General features: G+C 59.4%; 16 protein-coding genes. 6 read left to right on the forward strand and 10 right to left on the reverse strand.

The window, feature by feature from the left end; translation table 11 throughout:
- Positions 1–2: 2 nt before the first annotated feature.
- Both ATE48_RS06850 and ATE48_RS06855 read right to left on the reverse strand, forming a co-directional pair.
- A complete protein-coding gene (locus ATE48_RS06850; protein WP_066769341.1) occupies positions 3–881 on the reverse strand; it encodes an ABC transporter ATP-binding protein in 879 nt (292 codons plus the stop codon).
- Between the two features lie 183 nt (positions 882–1064).
- Positions 1065–2699, reverse strand: coding sequence for a beta-lactamase family protein (locus ATE48_RS06855; RefSeq protein WP_228126825.1), 1635 nt, complete (start codon positions 2697–2699; stop codon positions 1065–1067).
- Positions 2700–3093: 394 nt separating this feature from the next.
- Here ATE48_RS06855 and ATE48_RS06860 point away from each other — a divergent pair, with 394 nt between their 5' ends.
- The gene (locus ATE48_RS06860) at positions 3094–3765 is read left to right on the forward strand and encodes an SDR family NAD(P)-dependent oxidoreductase (protein ID WP_066769345.1); all 672 of its coding nucleotides are present in this window, start codon (positions 3094–3096) and stop codon (positions 3763–3765) included.
- Positions 3766–3985: 220 nt separating this feature from the next.
- Here the strand turns inward: ATE48_RS06860 and ATE48_RS06865 are convergent, their stop codons facing one another.
- The 5 genes from ATE48_RS06865 to ATE48_RS06885 all read right to left on the reverse strand — a co-directional run bounded on the left by ATE48_RS06865 (position 3986) and on the right by ATE48_RS06885 (position 10633).
- A complete protein-coding gene (locus ATE48_RS06865) occupies positions 3986–4630 on the reverse strand; it encodes a hypothetical protein (RefSeq protein ID WP_228126826.1) in 645 nt (214 codons plus the stop codon).
- Between the two features lie 209 nt (positions 4631–4839).
- Positions 4840–5526 (reverse strand): hypothetical protein, encoded by a 687-nt coding sequence (locus tag ATE48_RS06870; RefSeq protein ID WP_066769349.1) that lies wholly within the window; start codon positions 5524–5526, stop codon positions 4840–4842.
- Between the two features lie 439 nt (positions 5527–5965).
- A complete protein-coding gene (locus tag ATE48_RS06875; protein ID WP_066769352.1) occupies positions 5966–6622 on the reverse strand; it encodes a hypothetical protein in 657 nt (218 codons plus the stop codon).
- Between the two features lie 90 nt (positions 6623–6712).
- Complete coding sequence (locus tag ATE48_RS06880; RefSeq protein ID WP_066769355.1) at positions 6713–8005, reverse strand: formylglycine-generating enzyme family protein; 1293 nt, start codon at positions 8003–8005, stop codon at positions 6713–6715.
- Positions 8006–8254: 249 nt separating this feature from the next.
- Positions 8255–10633, reverse strand: a complete 2379-nt coding sequence (locus tag ATE48_RS06885) for an NACHT domain-containing protein (protein WP_156767639.1) — start codon at positions 10631–10633, stop codon at positions 8255–8257.
- 549 nt (positions 10634–11182) lie between these two features.
- Between ATE48_RS06885 and ATE48_RS06890 the strand changes: the two genes are divergently transcribed.
- A complete protein-coding gene (locus ATE48_RS06890; protein ID WP_156767640.1) occupies positions 11183–12295 on the forward strand; it encodes a hypothetical protein in 1113 nt (370 codons plus the stop codon).
- A 448-nt stretch (positions 12296–12743) separates the two neighbouring features.
- On the opposite strand, the gene ATE48_RS06895 is transcribed toward ATE48_RS06890, so the two are convergent.
- Both ATE48_RS06895 and ATE48_RS19990 read right to left on the reverse strand, forming a co-directional pair.
- Complete coding sequence (locus ATE48_RS06895; RefSeq protein ID WP_156767641.1) at positions 12744–13094, reverse strand: hypothetical protein; 351 nt, start codon at positions 13092–13094, stop codon at positions 12744–12746.
- Positions 13095–13330: 236 nt separating this feature from the next.
- Positions 13331–13531 (reverse strand): hypothetical protein, encoded by a 201-nt coding sequence (locus tag ATE48_RS19990; RefSeq protein WP_228126827.1) that lies wholly within the window; start codon positions 13529–13531, stop codon positions 13331–13333.
- Positions 13532–13534: 3 nt separating this feature from the next.
- Between ATE48_RS19990 and ATE48_RS06900 the strand changes: the two genes are divergently transcribed.
- The 3 genes from ATE48_RS06900 to ATE48_RS06910 all read left to right on the forward strand — a co-directional run bounded on the left by ATE48_RS06900 (position 13535) and on the right by ATE48_RS06910 (position 15296).
- Positions 13535–14257 (forward strand): NAD(P)-dependent oxidoreductase, encoded by a 723-nt coding sequence (locus tag ATE48_RS06900; protein ID WP_066774669.1) that lies wholly within the window; start codon positions 13535–13537, stop codon positions 14255–14257.
- Positions 14258–14289: 32 nt separating this feature from the next.
- Complete coding sequence (locus tag ATE48_RS06905) at positions 14290–14751, forward strand: DUF3237 domain-containing protein (RefSeq protein WP_066769364.1); 462 nt, start codon at positions 14290–14292, stop codon at positions 14749–14751.
- 116 nt (positions 14752–14867) lie between these two features.
- Entirely contained in the window at positions 14868–15296 is a 429-nt protein-coding gene (locus tag ATE48_RS06910) for a DUF1330 domain-containing protein (protein WP_066769366.1), read from the forward strand.
- Positions 15297–15335: 39 nt separating this feature from the next.
- Here ATE48_RS06910 and ATE48_RS06915 read toward each other — a convergent pair whose 3' ends face one another.
- A complete protein-coding gene (locus ATE48_RS06915) occupies positions 15336–15719 on the reverse strand; it encodes a limonene-1,2-epoxide hydrolase family protein (protein WP_066774671.1) in 384 nt (127 codons plus the stop codon).
- Positions 15720–15916: 197 nt separating this feature from the next.
- Between ATE48_RS06915 and ATE48_RS06920 the strand changes: the two genes are divergently transcribed.
- Positions 15917–16468 (forward strand): hypothetical protein, encoded by a 552-nt coding sequence (locus ATE48_RS06920; protein ID WP_066769368.1) that lies wholly within the window; start codon positions 15917–15919, stop codon positions 16466–16468.
- Positions 16469–16570 lie beyond the last annotated feature (102 nt).

Here is a 16570-nt window from a genome sequence, read left to right on the forward strand (position 1 = left end):
CGTTAAGCTGCAGCGCGCGAAGCGGCGATCTTGGAGAAATAGACGTCCTCAAGCCCGCCTTCGACGGGCGCGAAGTCCGGCCCAGGCTGCGTTGGCGAAAGCACGTGGATGACGGTGCGCCCGCCAACGAGGCGTTCGGAAATGACGGTGTGCTGGGCGCGCACTGTATCTAACGCCTCGCGCGCTATTGTCGTGCGCCACACCTGGCCCTGCACTGACTGGCGCAATTGCTCGGGCGCGCCTTCGCTGACGACTTTGCCGCCAGCGAGGATCGCCATCTTCGAGCAGAGCTGAGCGACGTCTTCAACAATGTGGGTTGAGAGAATGACGACGACTTCATCGCCGATCGCGGCGAGCAGATTGAGAAAGCGGTTGCGCTCTTCAGGATCAAGGCCGGCTGTGGGTTCATCGACGATCACAAGCTTCGGTTGACCGATCAGCGCTTGGGCAATGCCGAAGCGCTGGCGCATGCCGCCTGAATAGCCCGAGAGCGCCTTCTTGCGCACGTTCCAAAGATTGACTTGGTTCAAGAGCGCGTTGACGGTTTCGCGGCGCTCTTTGCCGTTGGCGATGCCCTTTAAGACAGCGAGGTGATCAAGCATCGCTTCAGCACTGACGCGCGGATAGACGCCGAAATCCTGTGGCAGGTAGCCCAGCGTCCGACGCAACAGATCGGGTTGTTTGATGACGTCGATGTCGCCGAAGCGGACGGCGCCGGAACTCGGCGTCTGGAGCGTCGCCACCACGCGCATCAAGGTCGATTTGCCGGCGCCGTTCGGTCCCAAGAGACCAAACATCCCGGTTCCAATCGATAGCCTCACATCGTCCAGAGCAACCACGCCGTTCGGATAGCGGTGTGTGAGGTTCTCAATGTGCAGCATGGCGGTTCCCCGTTCGAGAGGCATCGACCCGCCTCTACTTTATCGATCTTCAATAATTTCGGCGCCCAAGGTCAAGCTATTTTATCGTTTAGCGATATAGGCGCGTATCGAGGCGACGAACGGCAGCCTTGGCGAGGTTTGACGTGAGCAGGTTGGATCAGATCCGCCGGATCTTGGATTTCGTCACGTAGATCCCCCCGACCGCACGCGCCGGAAGAACAACGAACCAACATCCTCTGACTCGATGCGAAGACCAACTGGCCTTCCGGCAGCGTCGCGAACAAACGTGAGAGAGGGAACGAACCACTTGTCTGAGGAAAATGCGTCGGCTTGCTGCCGCGTTAGCCGGATATCACCCGCGGCGCGATGCCGTGCGACGATGCTTTGTCCAACCTGAAAGATTTCGTAGTCAGCCTCGATCTCATCGGAATGATATCGTCCTACAAGCTCCGCAATCTCACCGTTACTAAGAACGGCCTGCGTCGAGGGCACATAATCGTCTGTTGGCGCTTCAATCGGTCCGGGCGCAATCCCCAAAAAGAGGTTTTCGATGACACGCACGCGCTCATAGGTCGCGTCATTCCCGTCATTAGCTAGATAGATGACGCGAACATGATCGTCGGGAAAATCATGGACCGATGTTCTAAAGCCCGCCGCCAATCCCTGATGACCGACCATTGCATGATCGCCGCGCCGGCCATGCCAATTGCCGAAGACATAATCTGTCTCAGTTCCCGTCGGCGAGGCCGAAGCCTGCGTGACAAGCCGCTGCACTTGCCCGCCCCCCAACGGATCAGTCCGATAGTTCTCGATCCAGCGTTGCAGATCATGTGCGCTGCACGCGAGACCGCTGGAGCCTAAGGTGATCGTTCTCTCAGTCGATGTGGAGATCGGCTCAGGAAATTGTCTTCGGAATGAGGTAACGCGAGCTGGAATTGCTGCGTCTCTCTCCAAAGAACACTCGCGCATACCAAGAGGTGCAAAGATATTCTCTGTCGCCCAGAGATCGTAGGGTTGGCCCGTTACGCGTTCAATGATCTTCGCGAGGAGCACATAACCCGTGTTGGAGTAACGCTGCTCTGCGCCAGGCGTGAAGTTCAACGATTGCTGACGAGCAGCCATCGCCACCACGTCGTCTATCGAAATTCCATCCTCGATATTTCGTCCAGTCAGTGCGAAGAGGCCATCCCAGTCACGTAGGCCGCTCGTATGCTCGAGAAGATGCTGAACGGTGATTGGCGTCCCATAGTCCGGCAGCTCTGGCAGATAACGCCGCACATCATCATCGAGCCTGAGTTGGCCTCGTTCTACCAACAGAGCGACACCGTAAGCGGTGAATTGCTTCGAGACTGAAGCCAGATCGATAGGCGATTGCAGCGAAAGCGGCCGGTGACCGTCGGAATTCTCCACCCCAATTGCGCCCTGGTAAGAGATCTCGCCATCCTGCATCACCACAAGCACGGCGCCTGGCCCGCCGGGCTCGTACCAACTTTCAAACAATTGGGCGGCTCGATCGGCGGGGCGGTATTGGGTACGCTCGTGTCGCGTCAATTCGATCGTGTACGAGACGTCCGAAGCATCCCACTCGAACATGGCGATCTGGATGGCGTATTCACCCGCTCTCGCGGCATCGATCGTAACGACTTCGGCCTGGCCCTCGCCATTTTGATCGAAGATGCCGACAACCGCACCCTCTGGGTCAAATACAACCGCCGCGAGATTGCCTTGCAGCTGCGGAATGCGCACCGCAGCGAAATCTCCAGCCTGCAAACGCAGGGAGTAACGCTGAACCTGACCTCCCTGAAGCGTGGCGCTCATGGGTCGGCGAAGGCGCAACTGGGAGGTCGCGAGTTCGGGGTGCGGCGCAACAAAACGCGACGTTGGAAACAAGCTCGCGCCAGAGTGAGCTGCGGCAGGCCCTCCAGCGGCGACCAGTGAGCAACAAGCCAGCAAGCTCAAGCGCAAGACGTTCGTTCTCATCGCCATCCCCCAATCACAACAGCTAAGAGATGCGCACCATCACCGCCTTGGATGCATCTGGGCGCAGCTAGGTCGCGAAGTAGCTTCTCACGAGGGGCCCGCCAGCGTCGCAGCAAGGAATTGTGCGGCCGGTCTAATCTCGTGGCTACCGCCAGCAAAAGCGCTCTGCGTGTTGCCGAGGCATGTCCGTCGCGGCTACGAGCCAGATATCAACCCAAGGCGACGGTGCAAAATGAACAAGAGGGTTCTCATTGTCGGAAATAGCGACGGAATGGGCTTAGCGTTGACAAAGCGCCTAGTCGCACGAGGCGATAGCGTTCTTGGCGTATCAAGATCTGACTTCGCGCCATTGGGCATGCAGCACCAACAACACAAACTCGATATACGCACCCCTGGCTTCTACGATAAATTGTGCGAACTGATAGCCGAAGACCAATCCGTCGACATCGCGGTCTATTGCGCCGGAATGGGTGAACCCTTTGGGACATCTGACGTCACCGCAGATGCCGACACGATCCGCGTAAATCTCGGCGGCCTTGCTGACACCGTTCGCGCCGTGCTGCCTGGGATGAGAGGTCGCAGGAAGGGGCAGATTGTCGGGGTGTCGAGCATTGGAGACATGGCGTCCGCCGCTGCGCCAGCTTATGGCGCTTCAAAAGCTGGTGTCACCGCTTACCTGCGCGGACTTCGCCGCCCTCTCGGCGCGCTTGGCGTTCGCGTGAGCGTCGTGCGGTTGGGCTTTGTCGCAACCAAGATGGCGAAAGCGGACTTTCGCCCATTCATGATCAGCGCCGATGCGGCCGCATCAATCTTGCTCAACGTGATAGACAAAGCGCCTGCCAGTAAAACCCACCCATGGACAATGCATGTGCTGACGCGAATGCTGTCGCCGTTCATGGCGTAAGGCGCCGAGGTTCGGCCGCGAGCGCATGCGCTGCATGAAGCGCAGCAAAATCCCAACAGCGGCAGTTCCCGCTTCAGCGTCGCAAAGCCGACATCATTCGTCTGGGCATCGCAGGTAGCGGACATCAGTGCCGGCACTTAGTATTCGTGCCGATGCTCCGAGGTTCCTAACGCGGAATTCCCAAAGCCTTACCGCCTTGTCGGCGCACGCCGTCGAAGACCTATGCCGATGCATTGTATAGAGCCACACGCTCTATAACGGCACGCACGTCAATCTCGCCCGTAGAGTTCAACAGATAGAGCGCAAACGAACGGCCCGCATGGTTCATGAGTGCCGTGCTCAAGCTAGCATTCATGGCCGCGCCAAGGATCATTCCGCCGACGGGCAACGCCAGGAGCCAGCCGGCGGCCACGCTAGCCCCGGAAGACGCCGTCAGAACGCTCAATGCGATCTTTCGAGCGTCATCATCGCTAAGCGTGCGTTGCGCTCGCTGAGCCAGGTCCTTGAACATGTTCGTCATGGTCGGTGCCGTCACGACCAAATCCGCGCCTGGGCCAATCACACCGCCTACAATGCCTACCGCGCCCAGGGCGTGCGTGTATCCTTCGATCACGCGCAGCATCTCCGGTGGTATCGACGTCACCTGTCGCGCCGCGATCATTCCGGCAATCAATTGCGTCATCCGTGGAGCGCCGTCGCTCGCACGGAGCGCGGCCTGCAGCGCATGCGGCGACGCCTCGCGAAACGCATTGACGATCATGTCCGCGGTGGCCGCGTTTTCCATGGCTCCTTCCAGCAACCCAGCGCATACCATCCTGTCGAAAGCAGGCGTATCGGCGTCGAGCATAATGGCCACTTGTTTCACGGCGCGATCCGAACGCGCGGCTAACGTGAGCAGTGATTCCAATTCGGCACCGCCGGATATATCTACTTCGAAGACATCGCCACAACCTTCAAACAGATAGCGAATGTCGCTCGCGCTGCATCGTAGAGGGGCCTGTCCCACCTCCCATAGCGTGAAAGGCTCTTCCAGCGACGCTGCGATACGCGCCGATCCCGAGACAAGCGCGCGCACTACTCGATCTCCACCTGTGCGCCGAGCGCTTCGAGCTTTCGTCGCACAGTTCGCCAGATCGGTATGTCTTCGGGATCTGCCGGGTCAGGACCACGCACCGAGGCGATCGAGGACGCGTGCATTGAACCAAAGATGTGAAGCTCGATGAAGTCGCTCTTATCTGAGCCCAGATCCCCGTTCATGAGGCGCTTGGCAAAGTCGTCCTCGGTCTCCGACCCACCCAACTGCGCGCCCAACTTTGCCATAACAACGCGCGCTCGATCTTCCCAGCCCGACCGGAACCCAACCGGCGGTTCTGAGCCTGCCACTACGTTGTGACGCGCAAGGAAATGAAATGGGTTTTCGGTGAACACCGTCGTGCGATGCGCAATCGTCTTCTCTTTTAATGTGATGGTGTAGGGCCCGTAATAGGTCAGCCCTCTGCCATCCAAACTCAGCGTGGCGATGTTTAGTTGATCGAAGAAGTAGGGACTGATCGCGCTCTCGGCCGCTATGCGCTGCTTATCGTACGTATCCTCATTGGGCCGGCGGTGCCCCTGCTTCACCAGCTGATGATACGAATAGAAGAGCTGGGACTCGCTGGCGACCCAGTTATAGAGCGGCCCAAGGCGCCGGTTCATCACCGCTTTGGAGAGTTCGACGCGCTCGGCGAGTTGCTCAAAGATAGCTGTAGCGCCGTTGCGCACCGCGGTTTGACTGACTCTCTCGCAGCGAGCATTCAGCGCCTCGCGCTCAACGGCACGAGTTGCGTAGCGAACATTCGGAAATCCGACATCGTGCTTGCAGACGACACATTCCCGCTCGTCAGGGGCAACGCCCCATCGGCACTCAGAGCATTTGAATTCCGACGCCAACCTAAAACCTCAGCTGCCTACGACGTTATTACAAGTTGCGCCGCCGGGGACATCCCCAAAAGCGCCTGCGCAACCTCAAATGGCCGCGGCCGCCCCTTATCTGGGATGATCTCGATCGCCGTCGTTCCGCAGACCCCGCGCCTCCATCCCGTCAATCCCGGATGATCCCAAAAGCAGCCGCTGGCTTGAACGCGGCGCAAAACGGACGGTCGGCGTACAAAGTCCGGCGAGACGCCCTCTCTGCCGAGCTAGCAGCCAGCTCAGCACGCAGCTACGCGGACGGAAACGCCAGCGTCGTCATTTGGTCATCCAATTCGAACACCAGCACCATGAGGTCAGCCACGCTTAGATCTTTCAGAATGTCACGCCCATTGTCAGCCGGCGAATAGGTGAGATTGTACCACGTCACAGGACGAGCGTTGGCACTCTTGAAAGCAACGGTGCCATTGGTGTGAATCAGAAAATCGCGCACGCGACGAGCAAAAGCAAACGTAGCGGGCCATTGATTTATGTCGGGCCCAAAAGCGGCCTCCATGTCGGGCCGCCAACGTTCGTAAAAACGTTCATACGTGAGTGACGCGAGGCGCATCATCGCTGCATCAAAAGGACTATGGACTGCCTTGGGAAGAGCTACATCATCGGGTTTGCTAAGTGGCGCGGCGACGGTGACTTGGAGGGCAGCGATGCTCACGCCTTGAGCAATCGCAAACATCGGCGCGAAGGAGCTTAGTCTGAGCGCCCTATCGGGGAATTGCGTGCTTATCGTTTGCATGAAGTCGCCGGGTTTCCACGTGGCCATGACTTGCGCGCCCCCGGCCAACACAAGGAACGACGTGTTGAGCGCGCTTGTGAGCACCTGAAGGTCTAGCATCGGCTGAAATAGCCTGTGACCCGCAGTGACTTGTTCATCGCGAAGCTGATAGCTCAAGGCAAAACACCTCCGCCCAGGCTCATGACCACCGGATAACGGACCTTCGGTTCACCCAATGGTACATAGGCTCGAGGCCTTGGCCGCCCACTACCGCTCACGCGCGACACGAAGGCCGCCTCCGTCGTGGGCCTCAGAAAATTGATCTACCGCGCCGCCGAGTTCGGATTCGCTTGAGTGCCAAGAGCCTCCCAAGAAGCGCATACTCTGCGAGTCCTCCAGGACAAGTTCTGAAACATTGCCGAGGACGTCGTAGAGACCAAAAGCGTTCGGCTGAAACGAGCCAACGGGGAGCGGCCCATTCAATCCGCACGCGCCGTAGGCCACGCCGTTGCGCGCGCCGCGGGCGCAACCCGGCGCATCATTGCCCCAGTAATAGTTCTGCTGCCGTCCACCCGGGAACGCAGCCACGCTCCATTCCTCGAAAGTCAGCCAACGATAACGATGCCCGGTTCGCTGACTAAGCCATTCCAGGTACACATCAGCGCCACCGCTTATGCCGACAACGGGATGCCTCGCGTCTCCCTCAAGCAGGCTCCCGCCGCTCGGGCAACCTCCGTCAGTGATGCAAGCATTCCACTGCCCGATCGTCACTTCATGTTGGCTGATAGCGATCGACAGGCCAGGAATCCAAACCATAAACGGGCAATCGCCGCAGTCTCGAAATGGCTGCGGTGTCGGATACGATACCGATATGGGCGCGGCGCGGCTTCGCAGATCTCTGCACGGGGCGGAGACATCATGCACCGGACATTCGTCGATACGATCCTCCACCCCCGGCATCATCGGATCACGAAGCCAGCCATTGCGGCGCCCGTCTTCGCGCTCGACGTAAACCCAGTCGATACTTTCGGCGCCAGCGTCTTCGTATCTTATTTCGGGAGAGTCTTCGCCGCCGGTGGAAACGTCGATGGGGCCGCCGCGTCGCCAATATCTCATGGTCCCGCCGCCCTCGTCATCGTATTCGGCCCAGAGAAGATAAAGCACGTCGCCTACTTCAACTCCGCCGCCGGCGCGCGTGACGACGCCGCGCCGAGGTTGAATGTGCTGCTCATAGCGAACGGCGTTCACCCATTCGCCGACGGCAAGGCGGTCCATAACTGGGGCGCTGATGCGAGGCTCGGCATAGACCGGCGTTTCACCATCCGCCAACCAGCGCCCCGGAAAATTAAGGCAACCTCTGTAGTTGCACCCCATCGATGCATGCTCGAAGCGAGCGTAGCCGCCTTCAACTATATCGAGCCCCGCGAGCGCTGGGTCAGTGGGATTTTCCTGCGCTTGTGGAGCGGCGTTTCCCTCATCGGGCCCCAACGCGCCGCTAATCTGCGCGCACGCGCTCACGAGAAGCACAAGCGCCGCCGCCAACGCCAAACGAACGTGCATGCTCTTCCTTCCCGCGCGATTCGAGGGCAGATGCTAGGCGCGTGCGGAAGCGCCGTCACGGCGTGATGGGCGATCGCTAGGCAGAAAGATCACATCGTCCTGAAGCCAGAGCGCGACGTCCGGCGCCAGCATATCCGTGAAGGCGCTGGCCCTTTCAAACGGCGCGGGCTGCTGAATCCCCTCATCGGACGCCAGCACGGCTGAGCCGAAAAGCGGACGTCCCGGTACAAAGAAAAGCCCGTCGGTGAGTTACACCACTACCAAGCCAACTTTCGCAGAGCGGAAATCCGGATTCGCGCCGCCACTTTCGCCAACTCTAATGGGCAAGAGTCCGAGATACGCGCGACTCTCGTCGTGCCATTCATGGGCCCACGAATAATCGAGCACAGGGGCGCCGGCCTCACACGCGTTCGCGTTGGACGCCAGCATCACCCGGTTTGACCATTTGCAATATTGAAAGGCGTCAAACCATGAAATGTTGGCGGCAGGTTCTGCGCCCCCAGCATCAAGCGCAAAGCCGTCGCGATCGAGCGCAATGCCCTGCACGCTCGTGTAGCCCAGCGCCGAAGGCGGATGATGGCCGAACCCGGTTTGCATGCGCCAACCGGTCTTTTTGCAGAAATCAGCAAAGGAGGCGCCGCTCACGTATGACGGCGCACCGGCGTGGACTGCACCGACGTCGTAACCGCGCTTGAGGCGCGGCACCAGGAAACGGCACACATTGTAAGCGCCGATCAAATTGAAGCGCGCCAGCGCGATCGAGCGGTAGTCCGCCATCTCGATCGCTATGGCGCGTGACAAAAAGAATTCGAAGTATGAGTTATGCCGGAACGAGAACGCGCCATTGTCGGCTTCGACCAGCATCCCACATGCAAGCGCCGCTTCAGCAATATCATCTGGCGGCGCGACGCGGCTAAGCGCGCATAAGGAAAGCGTGTTCAACGCATAGTCCACGTCTTTGCGGGCAATCCGATGATCGCGCAGCAATGTTGCCGAGATGGCAGTCTCATAAAGGCGGTCCAGGTCCACCACCCCGCCTTCGTCCAGCATAAGGGGCAGCGCTGTTTCAAGGAGTCGAAGTGTAAATGGCGCACGCGCGAACTGCGCAAGATCGGGCCTGCGCTCAACTTCGCGCGCCATCGCCTCATTCAGGCCGGATAAGTATCGCCGGGCGTCGTTCTCTTTGACCTCCGTGAGTTTAAGGAATGCCGGGCGATCAGGGACAATGCCATTGAGCGCCATGGCGATGGCGTCTTCGGTGCGGTCGACACAACCGTGGCTCCGCTGCTTTTCCAGGAACGGCAATGCCTCTTCGGCAAGGCCGGTATAGAACATGGTGCGGCAGGTCAACGCGATGCGCGCCCCACCTGGAATAGATTGCGCCAAGGCTTCGAGAGCTGACGCGTGCTCCGACAGATCGGTGTCGGTGGGGCGCATGATTTCATCAAGAGCGTCAAGCAAAAGCACAACTTCTCGCCGCCCAGCAGCTTCTGCCGCCAAATCCTGGTCCGGAGCATTCACCGCAAGTTCGCTCAATGCGGAGAACGAGTGGGGCGGCGCATTCCTCAGATCGCGGAACGAAATCAGTAGCGGCAACTCTTGTCGCTCGCTCGCGATCTCTGCTGCAAACCAACACATGAGGCCAGTTTTGCCGCTGCCGAAGTCTCCCAGGATGACGATGGAGCGCGGCGCCGGGCGATCGAGCCAATCCTGGAGCGCGGTTCGCGCGGAAACCTCATTGCCGTCTTCGGTGACTGCTTGAAGGTCAATCGGATCGCGCGCCCATGATTGAGACAAATGGTTCGCGGCAAGACCTGCCGCGTACCGCATACGCGCGCCCGCCGCGTTTGGCGCTGACCTGCCCTGGCGTTCGAGCATATCGAGGCGCAGCAGCTCCAGTGCGCGCACCAATGGCGCGACCACGGTATCAAGTTCTTGAGGTAGGGCTTCGACGCGCCGCGCGATTTCAGGAATACCGCGGGTCAGTTCCACGATTTCCACGATTTTGGTCGTGGTGAAGACCGCACAAAAACGCGTGTCGGTCTTCAGCGCTTCCATCAAGAAGGCAGCGAACGCATCGGCCCAGGCCGGAACGCCTTCGACCTTGCCGCAGAAGAGTGCTTCGAACTGTGCCGGCACAGCGACACCACTAAGGGCTGCTGTCAATTCCGCTCGGACCGCCTCCTCCGCATCGGTCCGGATCTGCGCAAGCCGTGTTGGATCGAAGGCGTCGGCGGGGTTTAAGAACGCCTCTTCGGCTGCCGCGTCGAGGCGCTTGGCGAGTTCTTCATCTACATTGTGCCTTCCGGCCTTATGAAGCTCTTCTGAAATCCAAGCCTGGGCGCGGTCGACAAAATGTTTAGCGTAAGGCGGAGAGAACCCCGCCCAATCCGGATCGGGATGCTTTTGGTACTTGCTGACCAGGAGATCGAGCGCTTGGAGCTGAGCGCTCCGCATCGCACGCAACGCGTCGTGATTGGCGGGAAGCCCTCGCCGTCCAGCAATACGGCGGACCACCTCTTGCGAAAACTCACAGAAGACGCGGTCCGAGCGGTTTCCGATGACGCCCTGCACCACGGCCGCAGCGCCACCCATCGCCAGCGCGCTTAGAGTGATTGGATCCGCCACAGCCCCTCGCGGTCATGATCCAGCTTGGGTAGATTGACAGACGTATCGCGGTCAAGCGCGCTTAAAGGGCGCAAATCCGACGCCAGCACGATCCCTGCGTCGCACAGGGTGTTCTCTGAAACCAATGACCTCGTCGAGCCAGCCGGACATCCCAAGCGCTTTGCCAAGGACATTCTCAATGGGAAGGTCTCGCATCCTGCGCCGCTGTGGCACTCCAACGATGCCTTGGCCTGCACGAAATCGCCGCGCGGGATAGAGCCGCCGTGAAGTGGAAGGGAGCCATCGTGGACAACGCGCTCGTCAATGGCGCGCGACGATCTAGCTGCGGCGCTTGATCCCAAGAGCGGTCTTTGACGTGGATCGCCGCATTGCGGACGTTCGAGTTGCTCCGCACGGACGACACCAACTCGTCGAGCGCGGGCTCGTGGCGCAGTTGATACCCCGCGACCATCGCGAATTGTCGGGGCTTCAAAGATTCAAATTACTGCCCATGTGAAGAAGATGGACCCTAACAAATCTACCCCCGTTGATTTACTCGGGACCGTCCTTTTGAGAACTCTCAAGCTGTTGGGCTTCGGCATAGCCGCGATGGGCTCGGCGGCGATGCTCTATATGTTCTCAGCCACGGTCATGGCGGCGCTCGGAAACGATGTCCTCTACTCGGCCTTCAGCATGGCCGATGGGCAGATCTCTTCCGCCGCGATACCAATTTTTGGGTTGGCCGGCCTCGCTGGAATGATCGTGCTTGTGCTAACCACCGATATGCTGGGTGCTTCTGTTGGTCGGCGCCTCAACAACGCGTCGCAATTCTTGGCCGAGGAATGCGAAAGGGCAACATGGGAGCGTTGTCGGCGGGATCTGCGTCGCAGCGATGGCGAAGATTCCGTGGTGCTGACCGAGCGATCGCGCGGGCCACGCGGTGGCGTCAGCGTGCACAAAGTGAAATTTGACATCGACGCCTACTCGTTAGCTGGGCGCAACGCGTTCGCAGTGCTGAAAGACAGCGCGCCGAGACTTCTGAGGTTTCCCGTCTGGACGTTCTTTCTGGGCGCGCTGGCCTACACCGTCGCCTTGACGCTCGTGGGCGTCGCCGCGATCGGCCTTTTGGCGGGTCAAGGACTCATTCACATCAACGCTCAGCAAGGGGCTCTCATTGTCCTCGACGCCGTCCAGCGCGGCGGGTTGCTTGACCTTTACGAGTCATTCGGCTTTCCCGAGCCCTACACTGGGCCTTCACCAATAGAGCTAGACGCTTTGGAATTCGTTCTGCGCACACTGTCTTCAGTCTTGCTCGTCTCGTTCGTAATTTCTGGCGCGCGCCTTCTGCTGGCGGGCCGTGCTCTCAGAAGAGACTTCGACTTGGATGCTCTGACGGCGAGTGGACTTGCATGTCACACGTTGACGGTGATGCAGTTCGTTTCGCGCTTGAAAGCCTTATCTCGATACTTACAGCGCGGCGACGCTGTGGGCCTTGACGAGTCACGGCTCCAAGTCGAGCGAAACGCCTTGCTAATCCAGTTGGCGCCGATCGCCAAATCCATGCCGGAGCGGTTGGAGACGCCCACAAAATCTCGGCCATCCCCCCTGGAACGAAGCAAACTCGCGATCCTTGGTGAGGGCATTATAGGTGAGCGATCCGGGGCCGAGTGCCGGAAGGAGTGAGGACTGCCCCCGACGCCCAAAGGCAAATCCCAATAGCGGCCCTGCCCGATTCAACGCCGCAAAGCAGACGTGAGGGGTTCAATAATCATGAGCGACTGCGGTTGGGTCTGACCACGGAGGATCTATCCCGCGAGCGCGACCGCACGCTTCGCCTTTGGAGCCGCGCGACGCTCGCACGCCCTGCTTCCGATCGCCAACCGAACGAAACCACATCATGCGTTAACACCGAAAGGTTTTGCTACTTTGCATACCCGCTGGCTGACCCGCCAAGGAGTTCTTGATGGGAACGACGCGATGACGCGACGACCTAGTTCGACACGCGCGGAGCATGCTCGACTAATTCGAGGATCAGCAAAAACAGGTGCGCGGGGACTGTTCAAAAACGTTTGGCGCGTCGCAGGCTGGCTACTGACGACAATGGCAATCGTCAACTTGGCGATTGGCGTATTTACTCTAGAGCTTTGGCGTCGTCGAAATCGCCCCACGCACCCTCGGCAAATGGCTTCATGCTAAAGCGCTCGCGCCCGATGAGAGCAGCGATGACGCAAGCTAGAACAAAACCGATCAGCGTGATGAGGTGGGCAATGGCGAATGGCCCGGGGTAAACCTCAGACCAATGCGCGCTCCATGAAATGAGCTTATGGGGCGCATAAAGACGGAGCCCCGCAATATCGACCAAGGGCGCGCCAAGTGGAGCTTGGTGATCGAAAACCTCGGCCACGAAAGCGGTCGCGCCGATCGAGGCGGCGAGAAATACGACGCTGCCCGCACCGATAGACGCTAATCGCCGCCGCATCATTTGCGCTCCATCGAGCGCGCGCATCAAGCCATGTGCGAAAGGCGGCTTTCATCTGCGCGAGCACTCGCGCGCGAGCAAAGCCCGGCCCCTAGGCGCACCACAATAGGTCCCACTGGACCTATTGACAGAACCAAGATTTGTGCATGGACGCCGAAATGGCGCGAGAAGCGCAAGCAGCGGCGAAAATTCCGCAACACGTTCGAAGGGTCCCGTGTCTCGCGCCGTTACACGCCCCGCTAGACGTCGACCGTGCGCCAGCTCCCGCTGCGCAAGGTGCGCGTCTCGACCTGGTGTCCCCCAAAAGCCGCAAAGCTGTTGGCGGCGGCAGAGGTCTGCACCTTCGAGAAAATAGCACTGATTGAAATTGCAGGGCGCACGCCCCCTTGGCGTACTTCGACGCCGATGCGAGGATGAATCTCGGCGACGATACGGGACAAAATATGCGCCTTTGCCTTCTTGGCGCGACCGGTAATAGCGGTCGGCGGGTTTTATCTTTAGCGCTGGCGCGCGGCCACCAGGTCACCGCGCTCGTACGCCGGCCCGGCGCCCTTGCCGAGGCGCCAAACCTCACCAGCCAAATCTTGGATTATGAGAATGATGAAGCGCTCTGCGCTGCACTCGCCGATCATGATGTCATCATCAATTGCGCCGGCTACGTCACAGAGGGCGAGCGCTTTACCTCGCTTGTTGGCCGCATCATCAAAGCTGCAGATAAAGCCCAAGGCCCTCGCGGCCGGTTTTGGTTGTTCGGCGGCGCTGCGCTCTTGAATGTGCCCGGGTCAAATTTGATCGGTCTCGACCTTCCGGGCGTTCCAAAATTCTATGAGGCGCACCAGACCAATTATAATGCTGTTCGCGCCACTCACTTGGATTGGTCGATGCTCTGTCCAGGCCCGATGATTGACGCCCCCGACGGCCAAGGCACGCCCGGTCTTATAGTATCGGCCGATCAATGGCCTTTGCCGCGCCCCGCATTCAGTCGGTTTTTGCCGCGTGTGGCGACTTCACTGGCGTTCAAACAACGATTGCCCGAGCTCACCATCTATTATGAAGACGCAGCAAAAATTATTCTCGACCACTTAGAGCGCAATGGACGCTTCGCCCGCAAACGCGTCGGCGTTGCGCTACCCAAAGGCGAGCGTCGCTTTAAAGCGACGCGATAAGCTACCGCTCGCCATAGGCTCTAGACTCACTCATGATAGAACTTGCCCACACCCACCTTATGACTTTGACGCTTGATGTCGACTTTGCCGGCATGGTCAATGTTGGAACAATTCCCGCAGGCGTGCGCCGGATCGCGCCGGTCAGCGCCGGCGCTTTTAACGGCGAACGTTTGCGCGGGCGCGTTCAAGGCGGCGCCGATTGGGTCATTCATCGCCCCGACAGCGTCATGACCATCGATGTGCGCTTAACGCTCACAACTGAAGATCAAGCTGCGATTTATCTTGCCTATAAGGGGCGCTTTTTGGCAGCGCCCGAGGCGATGGCCAGATTTGCCCGCGGCGCCCAACTTCGCCCTGATGAATATTCGCTCGTGATCAGCGCCGCTTTTGAATGCGGCGATCCACGTTATGCGTGGCTGAACAATTGCCTCGCTGTCGGCGTCGGCGCCCAGATCAAAACCGGCGTTGTCTACCAGATTTTCGACATCGGCTGAGTTTGGAAAGACCCATCCAAGATAGCGACAGAGCCTGCATATTTTTCGGCGATTATTGCTATGATCACCCAAGCTTCCAGCACGCCCGAGCGCGGCGCGCGGCAACGGAGACAAAGATGTCTGGCTTTATCGATCCGACCAAAGAACGTTTTGGCTTGTTTCGCGCCGACGCGCGTCCAGGTCCGATCAACATGCTCAATCTTGTACGGTTCAGGGCGCAGGCAAACTACCCCGATGCGCGAAACGTGACCGGCGCTGAGGCCTACGCCGCCTATGGACGCGAAAGTAATGCGGTGTTCGCACGCGTTGGCGGACGCATCATTTGGCGCGGTACATTTGAGCTCACGCTCACAGGTCCAGAAACTGAGACCTGGGATGAGTGCTTTATCGCAGAATATCCAAGCGTCGAAGCGTTCGTGGAGATGATCCGCGATCCAATCTACAAACAAGCCGTCAAACATCGCCAAGCGGCTGTCGAAGATTCGCGCCTCATCAGACTTGCCCCGGCAGCCACAGGCGCCGGCTTTGGATCAACTGATAGCTGAGCTTAAGCCTCTTGTGATTGAACAGGCCTCGTCCGAACGTCACGCCAGTGGCGGCCACTCGGACATAATCGTCGCAACATCAAAATAATCGCGCCAATAGGTGATGAGCCCAGCTTTGACTTCAAATACCCCAGTCACTGGCAGCTCGACCCATTTATCGTGCAGCCGATGGCGATCGAGCCGTTCGACGAACACCAGATCGCCGGCGTCAGCGACGCGTTTAAGCTCAAACCGATTTTCAAGCACAGGCGCAAAAAACGGCTCAAGCACAGCGCGGATGCCCGCCGGTCCCTTCACCGCACCGAAGGGCGGTGGGTTGATGTAATCGCAATCAGACGAGACCAAGTGCAAGGCTGCAGCATAGTCAGACCGCTCCATCGCTTCTAAGAACTCCAGAACAATCTGTTTTGACGCCCGCGCCATCTTTGGCTCCGCTGATTGATGCTTGCCATTGAAGCGCACCCAACATCGCTGGCGCAATTACCTCTGAGGTAACCGACATAAAGCCTCTGCAAAACGCAGCTCTGCTCGAAAGCTGGACCAGAGATTGCGTCGTTTGGCAGACTAGAATTGCCGGCTAAAATGCTAGACCAGACGCATTGCTAGGCAGGGGGAAGAACATGAAGGCGCTTCTATTGGCCGCCATGGCGGTGATTTCGATTTCAGCTTGCGCGCCCCAAGGCGATGATGAGCACGCGGATTTAGGCCAAGCGTGCACCGCCGCAGCCACGACCTCGTGGCAGGGCCTGGAAATTGAAGCCTCCACACGCGGCCCAGATTGCGCGCGCGCGGCCGTGACGTTGGTGTTTCGCGCCGCCAATTCGGGTGAAATCGCGCGCATGGAAACCCACCGCGCCATGGATGTAGCGCCGCTTGCCGCCATAAACGATGCGGCCGGCATGCAAGCAGCGCTCAGCGCCTGGATTGATCAGACAAACCCAGAATTCGCCACCAGCGCCAATCTGCCCGATTGGCAGAGCAACGCAGAAACGCCCATGCGCGGCGATTTTGCGTTCGTGCCGAGCGAAGGTACGAGCCGAGAAGCCTATGATGTGCTGCGCGCGCGATCGGCCCCGCTATTTTGTTACGTCCGGGGCCTGGAGAGCATCAACTGCCTGGCGCTCGTCGACGGCGAGCTCGATAGCATCGGCGTGCAGACGTTCCCGGGTTGAGGCAAAGTCCGTTTCGATCACGCCTTCGATCGCGCCTTGGCTGCGCCGCCACGAGCGGCGCTGGGTGATGTTCACGCCGCGCCCTGTCCTGCGGCGCGGCAA

Origin of the sequence: Candidatus Viadribacter manganicus (assembly GCF_001679665.1) — a bacterium.
Taxonomy (GTDB): Bacteria; Pseudomonadota; Alphaproteobacteria; order Caulobacterales; family Aquidulcibacteraceae; genus Vitreimonas; species Vitreimonas manganica.

Excerpts from the sequence above, each read along its gene's own strand:
- ATE48_RS06920 (WP_066769368.1), top strand. The coding sequence starts at position 15,917 with ATGAAGGCGCTTCTATTGGCCGCCATGGCGGTGATTTCGATTTCAGCT.
- ATE48_RS06915 (WP_066774671.1), bottom strand. The coding sequence starts at position 15,719 with ATGGCGCGGGCGTCAAAACAGATTGTTCTGGAGTTCTTAGAAGCGATG.
- ATE48_RS06850 (WP_066769341.1), bottom strand. The coding sequence starts at position 881 with ATGCTGCACATTGAGAACCTCACACACCGCTATCCGAACGGCGTGGTT.
- ATE48_RS06860 (WP_066769345.1), top strand. The coding sequence starts at position 3,094 with ATGAACAAGAGGGTTCTCATTGTCGGAAATAGCGACGGAATGGGCTTA.
- ATE48_RS06900 (WP_066774669.1), top strand. The coding sequence starts at position 13,535 with ATGCGCCTTTGCCTTCTTGGCGCGACCGGTAATAGCGGTCGGCGGGTT.
- ATE48_RS06905 (WP_066769364.1), top strand. The coding sequence starts at position 14,290 with ATGATAGAACTTGCCCACACCCACCTTATGACTTTGACGCTTGATGTC.
- ATE48_RS06895 (WP_156767641.1), bottom strand. The coding sequence starts at position 13,094 with ATGATGCGGCGGCGATTAGCGTCTATCGGTGCGGGCAGCGTCGTATTT.
- ATE48_RS06855 (WP_228126825.1), bottom strand. The coding sequence starts at position 2,699 with ATGAGCGCCACGCTTCAGGGAGGTCAGGTTCAGCGTTACTCCCTGCGT.
- ATE48_RS06910 (WP_066769366.1), top strand. The coding sequence starts at position 14,868 with ATGTCTGGCTTTATCGATCCGACCAAAGAACGTTTTGGCTTGTTTCGC.
- ATE48_RS06880 (WP_066769355.1), bottom strand. The coding sequence starts at position 8,005 with ATGCACGTTCGTTTGGCGTTGGCGGCGGCGCTTGTGCTTCTCGTGAGC.